Raw genomic sequence first — 11396 nt, forward strand, 5'->3', positions numbered from 1 at the left:
CTATACGCCGCTAGGCACAGGCGTAGGGCGGAACGCATTTAGCGTTTTGTCGAGCACGACTTGAGCGTCACTTCCCGAGTCCAGAACAGTATTTTGCTTCGACGCTGTCTCAACCTGCACCATGGTGACGTCAAGCGGTACCAGATCCCTGACTGACAGCATAGAACTCACCTGCGCCTCGAAACAGGAATCTGTTTTTGCCGTGTGGGAATCTGCCACGTGGGTCGTCGCCACAATACGGTTGTCAGAAATATAATTTCCGCTGCCTGAAATCACACGGATGATGACCGGTTTGGCCCCGAGTGGTTTAATAAACTGCGCGCCAATTGATTCAGAAATATGATTAGCAATCAGAGAATTATTGCTGCCGTTAATATATAGCAGGCCATACAAATCATCTAAACCGTTATCATAGGCTTGCATTGGTTCCCAGGGCTCATTCTCGCGGAAGAAATGGTTAGAAGACACCAGAACCTCGGCGCATTGATTGTCAAGCACCAGCATACCTGGATAAAACGAGTGCAGCCTGTTGCTGCTTATTGTAGAACGTACCACGCTGGAGAAATGGACGCTGCTTGAACCGCGAGGGAAGACATTATTGGCAGTCACTAACAGGCCAGCAAAGTTCTCAGCATAAATAGAATAACCTTTGTATCCAGCACCGATCAGGTTATCGGTGATTTTTGATGCCTGCCCTGACCCACGCAGCTCAATACAGTTCCCGCATTCGGCAATAAAATTGTCATGCACTGACAGGGCATCAGCATCATAGCTGATGAAGCCGTGCTCTAAATACACAAAACTCATACCGTTAACGCGAAATGAGTCCTGGGCGCTGGCAATATAAATACCAGTTTTACCGTTCACATAGGTATTTTCAGGATCGTTATTGCCTGAGCCATCATCGACAAAGTGTAAACCATCAATACAGAAATTTGTGAACTCAACGGAGCTGATACGTGGGTCGCCATCGCGTTTTACATAAAACGCGGCACCTTTATACTCTTCATCACCCGACAGCGGAGACAGGTCAACCATGACCCGGCTACCTCCAGGCCACACTTCATGCCAGTTTGAGGTGTCTGAAGTATTGAACCGAATGCTTGAGGAGGTAAAACCATGGCCGGAGCCCATGATTTTAAGAAAGCTGATGTCAATTAAGACCTGCGTCTTCAGAGGGTAATCTCCCGGTGGAATATAGATAACCGCTCCCGGTTTCCCGCTTTCATCAATATCAACTTCAGTTTGTCTCGTTTTAATATCGGAGATAATACTGTTGATTACTTCGCCAATGTCGTTATACGGATTGCCAATATTCCATTCTGTTACATCATAATAATTTGCACTGGACATTAATTTAATACTCCTGAGTCGTTAAAACACAATTAAAAATCGCGCCCCCCGCTCGGGGGCACTTTTATTAAAAATCAATGTGAGGACTGAATAGTCATAGAGTCAGCCAGTTCCGCAGGTTGCGCACGGTTATTTTCCAGTTCGCGCTTTGCCAGATCGACTTTTATTCTTTCGAGGAGTGCATTGTTTAATTTAAAGTAACGCGCTAAATATGCGCTGACAAAATAGCTTAGCATTGGCATGAGCGAGAACATGATGATAATCCATTGGACCGTCTCAGGATTCTGCTGCGGCTTATTGGCGATGTAACCGGTAGAGGACAGAACCCATGCAACGATTGCTCCGGCCACAGCTAGGCCCATTTTCAACATAAACAGGTTGCCCGCAAATGAGATGCCAGTCAGGCGCTTGCCAAATTTCCAATCACCGTAGTCGTCAACGTCGGACATCATAGCCCACAGGATGGGGCCTGACTGAATTAAGTGCAGAACATTAATGATGATAAATAGGGATAACAGCGGCGTCAGTGACGCAGGGTTAACAAACCACAATGCGAATGACAGTATTCCAAGAATAACGTTGAGTACGCGGAAAAGCTTAATTTTATCAAAGCGATCGGTAAGGGGTTTGGCAATAATACTTCCCAACATATTGCATGCAACTCCCAGCGCCATAAAGAAGGTAATAAACCCGACAGAAGCATGCATAACATAAGTTGCATAATAAATCGTGACCGCCCCACGAATAAAAGCGGGGAAAACGTTAAGGAAGGTTATAGAAATCATCAGTAGCCATTGATCATTTTTAATGATGTCTTGCAGGTCACGTTTTAACGATTCATTGGCTTTTACTGAAACAACACGTTCCTTAATACTGGAAAAACAGAAAAGGAACATTAAGGTGGCGGCCCCACCCATGATTATCATAGTCATCTGAAAGCCGGAAGCCCGGCTGCCATTACCCAGCCAGTCGGTCAGAGGTAAGATAGTCGATGAGACGATAAGCGTCGCCAGACCATTCAGGAAGAAGCGCCATGACAAACAGCTCATACGCTCTTTTTGATTAAGCGTAATGACACCGGCGACTGAGCAATAGGGAATATTGATGGCAGTATAAATTAGAGACATAACCAGATAGGTCACCCAGGCATAAATTATTTTCCCATTCATGCTCAGATCTGGCGTGGTGAACATCAATATCGCCCCCAAACCAAAGGGTATTGCCATCCACAGTAGCCACGGTCTGAATTTACCCCAACGACTTTGGGTGCGATCGCAAATAGCCCCCATCACGGGGTCGCTAAATGCATCGAAAATACGAATAACCAGAAATAACGTCCCGACAATCGCAGGATCCAGTCCATAAACATCGGTATAAAACCAGGTCAGGTAAAGTGCCAGAACGCTCCAGATCATACAGGAACCTGCATCACCCATACCGTAACCAACCTTTTCTCTCAGGCTGAGCTTCTCATAAGCGCTCTGCTTTTCAATTACTGAAGCAGACATATACACCTCATTGAATAAACTTGGATATAAAGTACTGACCGTTATGGAAGTACCCACGAAAAAATGGAAAAATTGAGCCCGCCGTGGACATGCAGAATCACGTGACACACAACAGTGTGCGTACACTATAGAAGGTGAGGAAAGCGAAAAATGTAAGCGAGGACACATGTCTTTTCGTTACATAAAAACGGATGTTGCCCTCACTATAATTTGGTTATTCGTCAGATAGTATTAACGAAAATTTTCAGAAAACCGAGCTTCAAATTTCGCTTGAAGGGAGTTTTAACTCTAATTCAGTCGGGAAAAACTCAAGGTTTCGCAGCCGGGTATACCGCTCCAGCGCTTCAGTGAACGCCAGACCGCTGACGGTGACCGGCCCCTTTTTCAGTTGTTCCAGTGGCGAAATGCGCTGCCCCTCAGGAATTCCCCGCAGCTCAGTGACGAAACATACAAGTGTGGTTGCTTCGGGCAACAGAAGCTTATTCTGAAGCAGCAACTCGGTAGCAAAATCAAACATCAGACCGGGGTTTTCATTACTGAGCCATGCACGGGGGTAAAGCAGGCGTTTCAGCCGGAAAGTCCACTGAAAATAACCAAATTCATGATAGCCGTAACACTCCATTATCTGCGCGATATGTTCCCTGCAAGTGGTTTCACGTTCGGCATAGCGAGAGAGGACTTACGGACGGCGTATATTAAGCTGTATAGCGACAAAATGCTGAACACCTGGTAGAACCTGGGTTAAATCCTTAAAGTAACATCAGCAAAGCCCGCTTCTGGCTCGGAGCGGACGGGGCGTGGAACTGAGGGACTGCATTGAGCGAGAAGCGGACATTTTGATTGCAGCAGATATGTAGAAAGGAGTCCGGGTTAGCTGCAATGATTTAAGGCTCTCAGGCTTATTGAGGTGAAAAATAAGATAAACTCATTTAAGTATTCATTTTTCATTGGAGGGCGATTTGTGAAGCCGTTATGGTGGGTACAATCAGCGGTAAATAACCCAATACCCGGTCACTGTAATGAGTATGACCGGGAGCAACACAACGCGTGTCAATCCGCCTTCTCGTTCAGTCTTTCACGCATAAATTCAATAAACACCTGAGTTTTCGCGGGTAGCAGTCGCGTTTCAGTCAGAGCATAAATCGTGACCACTTCCCCCTTCCAGTCAGGCAATACCCTGATCAGTTTATTATCCGCAACGTCTTCCCCGACAATTTTGTCAGGCAAAATCGCAATGCCTGCACCCATTGAGGCAAAACGACGCATCATACCAATGCTGTTCATCTGAAAACGCCCGGAAACTCTGAGGCTAATCCGGTTCCCTTCGCGCTGTAAGTTCCAGTGACCGGGTTTATCCTGCCGCATACCAATACATTCATGATCCGTCAGCTCATCAGGGTTACCGGGAGTGCCATTCAGAACTAAATAGTCGGGGGATGCGTAAAGGCCGCGCGTAAGCGATCCGAGCTTACGCGCAATGAGGCCAGAATTGGGCAGACTTCCCATGCGAACAGCCAGGTCATAGGGCTCTGACACCAAATCAACATTTCTCGGTGTTAAATCAAAATCGAAGCTGATACCCGGATAGCAGTCCGAAAACGCTTTGATAATCGGCGCGAGAATAACGACTGCAAAATCGGCCGGTAAAGAGACCCGCAACATGCCTTGTGGCTGAGCAAGGAGAGAACCCAGTTGTTCATGCGCCAGACGCGCTTCATCAATGATGCGCCGGCTTCGTTCGTAATAAATCTGACCGGCTTCGGTCAGTTCAATCTTACGTGTCGTCCTGTGTAACAGTCTGAGGCCGATAAACTTTTCAAGCTCGTTTATTTTACGCGATAGCGTGGAATTAGGCATGCCGAGGGCTTCAGCTGCACCACGAAAACTGCGTGCTTTGACGACCTCGACAAAGTAAGACATGTGGTTGAGAAGTTCCATGTTGATTGTGCCATGAGTGGAATATTCAATTCTGATATTAGCTATTTATCCCAAAAACTAACAGGCTATACTTTAATCATTCGCAGGGGAGATGAAAAAAGCCTGCTTAAACCCTGATAAGAGCTCTTAAGTATCAGGTACTTAATTATAATCCACAGGATAAATACCATGAGCTTTGAAAAATTCACCGCTGATAACGCTGCCATGCTGTTAATTGACCATCAGGTCGGCACCATGGGCTGGGCCAAATCCATGCCTTTTGAAGAACTTAAACGTAATGCACTGATGCTGGCCAAATCTGCTGCAATTCTGAATATGCCGGTGGTACTGACCTCAAGCATGGAAGAGTATGCACAGGGCCCACTAGTTGAAGAACTGAAAACCATTCTGCCAACAGAGTTTGAAGCAAGAATCAAACGCCTGGGCATCGTTAACGCCATGGACGATGAGAACTTTGCAGCCGCGGTTAAGGCGACTGGCAGGAAAAAACTGATTATTGCGGGCGTGACCAATGACGTGTGTACGGTATACCCGGCACTGACGCTGGTTGCAGCAGGCTTTGATGTGCAGGTCGTAGCTGACGCCGGTGCTTCACCAACCAAAATGGCTGATGACATTGCGCTACGCCGCATGGACAAAAATGGCATTACCCTGACCACAACCAATCAGCTGATTGCTGAGCTGGCAGGAAGCTGGGCAACACCTCAGGGGGAGAAGCTGGTCCAGGTATTAATGGAATCCTTTCAGTAAGGAATAAACCGGCATGCCCGTTCGGTCGCGTTTTACGCCATACGTTCGGGTTTGCGTTCCCGGACAGAAGGGTAATGACAATGCTTAAAATAGAAAACAGCAGTAAACATCAGCATGGCTCGGGCGGTTTCGGTATCGATATTCTCTGGCCGGGAATGGTTCAAAATTCAGACGACAGTGGTATTGGTGCAATTGGCCGTATTGACCAGGCAAATGTCAAAGCAGGCACGGTGATTTCAATGCATCCCCATAAGGATGATGAAATTCTCACCTATATGCGTAAAGGCAGAATGCTGCATCTGGATACGGTCGGTAATGAGGAAGAAATTTCTGATACCCGACTGATGCTAATGAACGCCGGACACACCTTCCAGCATGAAGAGCGCATTCTGGGGGAAAACGGCGAGACAATGCAATGTCTGCAGATTTTCATTCGCCCCTCAGAAAGCGACCTGGCACCACAGGTTCAGTTCCATGACTTTGGCACGCCTTACAGTGACAATAACTGGCGGCTGATTGCCGGCCCTGAAAACGCGCCGTTAACTTTCCGTTCTCAGACGTGGGTACAGGACACGCGGCTTGCGAAAGGTAGCGAGCTGAAGCTGCCAGCTGTTCCGTTCAGAAACGTGGTGCGCCTGCTCTATGTCTTTGAAGGCACTGCACGGATTGGTGAAACCGCCCTTAAGGCGGGTGAGAGTATTATTATCGAAAGCGACGACGTTCACACCGTCACCGCACTGGACACCACTGATCTGGTGCTCTTCACCACTGACCCGACGGCAAAAGTGTTCCGTGGCGGCATGTTCAGTGGAAATATGCGCCCGCGCCTGTAATGGTATTTATAAAATTTCACAGGCAGCTCAGTCATTTTTCAGTTAACCGGCGGAATACAGCACTTTGAATTGATTACTGCCCAACGCCGGATGATTTTTATCACCCTGCATCCGGATATTGATTTTTCATTTTAATTCAATATTCAAAATAAGATATTACTGAATCTATTTATGTATCCAGTCAGCATGCTGAACAGCTGCATTAATTTTGTGTTCTTTATTAATGCAGCCCTGTTCTATCGACCTATCTTCTTATCAGGACACAGGAAAAGAAAAATGGATAAATTATTCACCCCGTTCAAACTCGGGCATTTAACGCTGAACAACCGTCTGGTGATGGCTCCTATGACCCGTAGCCGTGCTGAATATGACGGCACGCCAGCTGACCTTGCGGTTGAATACTATGCACAGCGCGCCGGGGTAGGTCTTATCGTTGCAGAAGGGACACAGCCCAGCGATGACGGACAGGGTTACTTAATGACGCCTGGTATTTACACTGACGCGCACGTGGCTGGCTGGAAACAAATCACTTCAGCCGTTCACAATAAGGGGGGTCATCTGTTCATCCAGCTTATGCATACTGGTCGCATGAATCATCCTGACAATACGCCGCACCATCGTCAGGGCGTGGCTCCTTCCGCTATTGCCCCCGGCGTACAAATGTTTACTGCAACCGGCATGCAGGATATTCCAGTGCCTCGCGAACTGACGACGGAAGAAATCCACAGCACGATTGCTGATTTCCGCTATGCGGCAAGGCGTGCTGTTGAGGCCGGTGCCGACGGCGTAGAAATCCACGGTGCTAATGCCTATCTGATACACCAGTTTTTAGCACCAAGCGCCAACCAGCGTACCGATGAATATGGCGGCTCCATTGAGAATCGTGCCCGTTTTGCGCTGGAAGTGGCGGCAGCCATTGCAGATGAGATTGGTGCAGGCAAAACCGCGATCCGTCTTTCCCCGGGCAGTCAGATTTGGGGTATTAACGAAGGTGAAGAAGGTCCGGCGCTTTATCGTTACCTGGTTGCTGAGCTGAATAAGCTCGGACTGAGCTACCTGCACATTATGCATATGGGCAATGAGGCACTGCTGGGTGAACTGCGGGCGTTATGGGCGCAACCGCTGATACTGAATCGCCCCGGGAAAAGCAGAGAAAGCATCGGTGATGATATCCAGTCCGGATTTGCAGAACTGGAATCTTACGGCCAGATGATTCTGGCTAACCCGGACTTCACCAGCCGTGTTAAAACAGGGGCTCCACTGAACAGTGCCGATCCGGCGACCTACTATGGTGGTGGTGTCGAAGGATATATTGATTATCCTTCAATTTAGTAATTTATTATGCCAATAAAGAGGATAAGCCTTTAGGCATATCCTCTTTTTAATTTCAGTGCCCGACCATATTGCTCTTGTCTTGCAGGTTAATGATATTACTGACTCATCATTAACCCCACTACGTAGACAGTTTCGTCATACCCACGTTTATACTTAACCAATATGTAACTTAAAATATTGATGAGTTGGGCTGATAGCAACGTCCGCTTCTGGCACGAAGCCGTCCTTCAGCCCCCTCAAATTGATGAATCCACCTAATAAACCCTAGCGAATTACCCCCTCTAATCAACTAAATCACTCTGCGTTATCCTTTATCGACACAACAACTGAAGGGTAACGTCATGCAAACGGTAAAACTGAACAACGGTCTCGACATGCCCCTGCTGGGCTTTGGTGTCTTTCAGATGACGAATGCCGCCGAGTGCGAGCGCGCCGTCATCGATGCTATCGACACGGGATATCGCCTGATTGATACGGCGGCGTCCTATATGAACGAAACCCAGGTCGGGAACGCGCTGAAACAGAGCGGGATTGCACGCCATGAACTCTTTGTGACCACCAAGCTGTGGCTGCAGGACACGAGCTACGACGGTGCGAAAGCACAGTTCGAACGTTCCCTGAACCGACTGCAGCTGGACTATGTTGACCTGTATCTGATCCACCAGCCCTACGGCGATGTCCACGGTGCCTGGCGTGCCATGGAAGAGCTGCAACAGGCTGGCAAGATTCGCGCGATTGGCGTCAGCAATTTCCATCCGGACAGACTGGCCGATCTTATCGCCTTCAACAAAGTGACCCCTGCGGTTAACCAGATTGAAGTAAATCCCTTCAATCAGCAGCTGCATGCCGTGCCGTGGATGAAAAGCCGCGGCATTCAGCCGGAAGCCTGGGCACCCTTTGCAGAAGGTAAAAACGGGCTGTTCCAGCATCCTGAACTAACCGCCATCGGTGAGAAATACGGCAAAAGCGTGGGCCAGGTTGTTCTGCGGTGGATCTTCCAGCGCGGCATCGTTTCGCTGGCAAAATCAGTGCGTATAGAACGCATGCAAGAGAATATCAATATCCTCGATTTCGAGCTCAGTGCAGAAGATATGCTACAGATTACCGCGATAGATACCGCAACCAGCGCCTTCTTCTCCCACCGCGATCCGGCACGCGTTGAATGGCTGGCAGGCCGCAAACTCGACGTCTAAGCCACGGCAAAAAGGAACGCATGACATGCAAAAACGTTATTTGGGTAAATCCGGGCTTGAAGTGTCGGCCCTCGGACTCGGTTGCATGGGGCTCAGCCACGGCTACGGCCCGGCAACAGACACCCGCCAGGCGGTCGAACTTATTCGTGGAGCGGTTGAACGTGGTGTGACCTTCTTTGACACCGCCGAAGTGTATGGCCCGTTTCTGAATGAAGAGGTTGTCGGCGATGCGTTAAAACCGTTTCGCGATCGCGTGGTTATCGCCACCAAATTTGGTTTTACCTTCGGTGCGGACAACAAGCAGCAGATTCTGAACAGCCGTCCGGAGCATATCCGCGAGGCCGTTGAGGGATCGTTACGCCGCCTCAAAACAGACGTGATTGATCTGCTGTATCAGCACCGCGTCGATCCCAATGTGCCGATAGAAGATGTTGCCGGAACGGTGAAAGACCTGATTGCGGAAGGTAAGGTTAAGCATTTCGGTCTTTCCGAAGCGGGTGCCCAGACCCTTCGTCGCGCGCATGCCGTCCAACCGGTGACAGCCCTGCAGAGCGAATATTCCATGTGGTGGCGCGAACCTGAAAAAGAGATCCTGCCGCTGCTGGAAGAGCTGGGCATTGGATTTGTGCCCTTCAGCCCGCTGGGCAAAGGCTTCCTCACCGGATCGATTACGTCTGGCACCACCTTTGGCAAAGATGATTACCGCAGCACGGTACCGCGTTTCGCCGCTGAGGCCATTGAAGCCAATGAAAAGCTGGTGAAGTTATTGAGTGAGCTGGCCGCTGAGAAAGGGGTGACGTCGGCACAAATCGCGCTGGCATGGCTGCTGGCGCAAAAACCCTGGATTGTGCCTATCCCGGGCACCACCAAACTGCATCGGCTGGAGGAAAACCTGGGTGCCGCTGAGATTCTCCTGTCTCAGGAGGATTTGCTTCAGGTTACCCAGGCGCTTGAAACGGTAAAAATCGTTGGCGAGCGCTATTCGCCAGAGCATCAGGCGCGCGTAGGGCGTTAATCCACAAGCGGGCCCGCGGCGTATTGTGGGCCCGCTATTCTGAATACCGCAGCGCATCGATCATCAGCGCAAACGCGGGAGGATGCTGCTTGCGGCTGGGGTAATAGAGGTAGTACCCGGGGAACGACGGACACCAGTCCTGCAGAACCTGAATAAGCTCGCCTGAATGGATATATTCCTCAACCCTGTCCTCTGGAACACAGGCGACGCCAAAACCCGATAACACCGCATCAATTCTTTCTGCCAGCAGATTAAAGGTTACCTGCCCTTCAACCCTGACACGTAGCGGCTTCCCTTCCCTCTCGAACTCCCAGTGATACAGACCACCGGCTGTCGGCAGGCGCATATTGATACACCGATGGTACTGCAGGTCGTGCGGCGTTTCAGGAACCGGGTTGAGGGCAAAATAGTCTGGCGATCCCACCACCGCCATCCGCATATCCGGCCCAATCCTGACGGCAACCATGTCCTTATTAACGCTTTCTCCCAGTCTGATCCCGGCATCAAAACGTCCTTCAACAATATCGACAAAGCCGTTATCGACCACCAGTTCGACATTGATTTGCGGATATTGCCTGAGAAAGGGTTTTAGCTTTGGCCAGACCAGACTCCGCGCGGCATGCTCGCCCGCCGATAAACGGATATTGCCGGAGGCGGTGCCATTCAGTTGCACCAGTGATGTCAGCTCCTGCTCGAGATCGGCAAAGCGCGGTTCAAGGCAGGCAATGATTCTCTCGCCCGCTTCTGTGGGGGCAACGCTGCGGGTCGTGCGGGTCAAAAGACGGATGTTTAAGCGTTCTTCAAGCGCTTTCATCGCGTGGCTCAGCGCCGACTGGGACACTCCGAGCTTGCCTGCCGCCTTGGTAAAACTTCGCTCCCTGGCGACCACAAGGAAGATCTGCAGTTCATTGAAGTTTTCTTTAAGCATGGGCTGTTTCCTTTTTAGCGCCGTTACTGACATGGCTGTCATATCGCCGTCAGTCTGCTGACAGCCCGGATCGGTATAGTGCCAGATAAGGTCATGGTGAAGCACCCATGGCAATAACAACCTGATGCTGATATTGAGTTAAAGAGGTAAACAACATGAAAGCAACACGCGCAACGCTCCTTTTCATGGGGTTAATGACGATGAATGCCGCATCTGCGGCCGTTCACATTACCCAGACCGATGGCAAAGAGAAGATCGGCGTGGTCTCTGCCAGCAATGCTTATACGCTGAATGAGTTATCGAATGCCCTTTCTCGCAAGGCCGATGAACAAGGGGCCAGTACCTACAAAATAGTGTCAGCTACTGGCAAGAATCGCCTGCATGGCGTGGCAGAAATCTATAAATAAACCGTTATTGTCCTGGCAGGGATGATGTCATCGAAAATGGACTTTCCTCAACACTTAACACTTCAAGCCATTTCCCTTCATCATCACTGCGCATAAATCACCCATCCCCGATGATGACTTTTACCCGGTTAATCCT

10 protein-coding genes and 1 pseudogene are annotated in these 11396 nt (G+C 49.5%); 6 read left to right on the top strand and 5 right to left on the bottom strand.

Annotation, left to right across the window (positions count from 1 at the left end):
• The 4 genes and pseudogenes from ACRDD5_RS08675 to ACRDD5_RS08690 form a co-directional block, all read right to left on the bottom strand.
• Entirely contained in the window at positions 1-1353 is a 1353-nt protein-coding gene (locus tag ACRDD5_RS08675) for a NosD domain-containing protein (protein ID WP_438676507.1), read from the bottom strand.
• Between the two features lie 74 nt (positions 1354-1427).
• A complete protein-coding gene (locus ACRDD5_RS08680) occupies positions 1428-2861 on the bottom strand; it encodes a glycoside-pentoside-hexuronide (GPH):cation symporter (RefSeq protein ID WP_438676508.1) in 1434 nt (477 codons plus the stop codon).
• Between the two features lie 304 nt (positions 2862-3165).
• Positions 3166-3618, bottom strand: a pseudogene (locus ACRDD5_RS08685) (DUF4158 domain-containing protein); the annotation flags it as partial.
• 293 nt (positions 3619-3911) lie between these two features.
• Positions 3912-4799: a LysR family transcriptional regulator gene (locus ACRDD5_RS08690; RefSeq protein ID WP_438676509.1), complete on the bottom strand. Its 888-nt coding sequence runs from the start codon at positions 4797-4799 to the stop codon at positions 3912-3914.
• Positions 4800-4967: 168 nt separating this feature from the next.
• Between ACRDD5_RS08690 and ACRDD5_RS08695 the strand changes: the two genes are divergently transcribed.
• The 5 genes from ACRDD5_RS08695 to ACRDD5_RS08715 all read left to right on the top strand — a co-directional run bounded on the left by ACRDD5_RS08695 (position 4968) and on the right by ACRDD5_RS08715 (position 9925).
• Positions 4968-5549, top strand: coding sequence for an isochorismatase family protein (locus ACRDD5_RS08695; protein WP_069476036.1), 582 nt, complete (start codon positions 4968-4970; stop codon positions 5547-5549).
• A gap of 80 nt (positions 5550-5629) precedes the next feature.
• Positions 5630-6382 carry a pirin family protein gene (locus ACRDD5_RS08700; RefSeq protein WP_438676510.1) on the top strand — a complete coding sequence of 251 codons (753 nt, stop codon included), beginning with the start codon at positions 5630-5632 and terminating at the stop codon, positions 6380-6382.
• A 171-nt stretch (positions 6383-6553) separates the two neighbouring features.
• Positions 6554-7714, top strand: coding sequence for an alkene reductase (locus tag ACRDD5_RS08705; RefSeq protein ID WP_438676511.1), 1161 nt, complete (start codon positions 6554-6556; stop codon positions 7712-7714).
• 344 nt (positions 7715-8058) lie between these two features.
• Entirely contained in the window at positions 8059-8910 is an 852-nt protein-coding gene (locus ACRDD5_RS08710) for an aldo/keto reductase (protein WP_438676512.1), read from the top strand.
• A gap of 25 nt (positions 8911-8935) precedes the next feature.
• Positions 8936-9925: an aldo/keto reductase gene (locus ACRDD5_RS08715; RefSeq protein WP_438676513.1), complete on the top strand. Its 990-nt coding sequence runs from the start codon at positions 8936-8938 to the stop codon at positions 9923-9925.
• Positions 9926-9959: 34 nt separating this feature from the next.
• Here ACRDD5_RS08715 and ACRDD5_RS08720 read toward each other — a convergent pair whose 3' ends face one another.
• Complete coding sequence (locus tag ACRDD5_RS08720) at positions 9960-10853, bottom strand: LysR family transcriptional regulator (protein WP_438676514.1); 894 nt, start codon at positions 10851-10853, stop codon at positions 9960-9962.
• Between the two features lie 155 nt (positions 10854-11008).
• Between ACRDD5_RS08720 and ACRDD5_RS08725 the strand changes: the two genes are divergently transcribed.
• Positions 11009-11260 carry a DUF1471 domain-containing protein gene (locus tag ACRDD5_RS08725; protein WP_438676515.1) on the top strand — a complete coding sequence of 84 codons (252 nt, stop codon included), beginning with the start codon at positions 11009-11011 and terminating at the stop codon, positions 11258-11260.
• Positions 11261-11396: the final 136 nt, after the last annotated feature.

This window comes from Silvania sp., from assembly GCF_051656365.1.
GTDB classification, from domain to species: Bacteria; Pseudomonadota; Gammaproteobacteria; order Enterobacterales; family Enterobacteriaceae; genus Enterobacter; species Enterobacter hatchlandensis.

Coding starts and splice junctions, on each gene's coding strand:
- ACRDD5_RS08675 (WP_438676507.1), bottom strand. CDS start 1,353: ATGTCCAGTGCAAATTATTATGATGTAACAGAATGGAATATTGGCAAT.
- ACRDD5_RS08680 (WP_438676508.1), bottom strand. CDS start 2,861: ATGTCTGCTTCAGTAATTGAAAAGCAGAGCGCTTATGAGAAGCTCAGC.
- ACRDD5_RS08690 (WP_438676509.1), bottom strand. CDS start 4,799: ATGGAACTTCTCAACCACATGTCTTACTTTGTCGAGGTCGTCAAAGCA.
- ACRDD5_RS08695 (WP_069476036.1), top strand. CDS start 4,968: ATGAGCTTTGAAAAATTCACCGCTGATAACGCTGCCATGCTGTTAATT.
- ACRDD5_RS08700 (WP_438676510.1), top strand. CDS start 5,630: ATGCTTAAAATAGAAAACAGCAGTAAACATCAGCATGGCTCGGGCGGT.
- ACRDD5_RS08705 (WP_438676511.1), top strand. CDS start 6,554: ATGTATCCAGTCAGCATGCTGAACAGCTGCATTAATTTTGTGTTCTTT.
- ACRDD5_RS08710 (WP_438676512.1), top strand. CDS start 8,059: ATGCAAACGGTAAAACTGAACAACGGTCTCGACATGCCCCTGCTGGGC.
- ACRDD5_RS08715 (WP_438676513.1), top strand. CDS start 8,936: ATGCAAAAACGTTATTTGGGTAAATCCGGGCTTGAAGTGTCGGCCCTC.
- ACRDD5_RS08720 (WP_438676514.1), bottom strand. CDS start 10,853: ATGCTTAAAGAAAACTTCAATGAACTGCAGATCTTCCTTGTGGTCGCC.
- ACRDD5_RS08725 (WP_438676515.1), top strand. CDS start 11,009: ATGAAAGCAACACGCGCAACGCTCCTTTTCATGGGGTTAATGACGATG.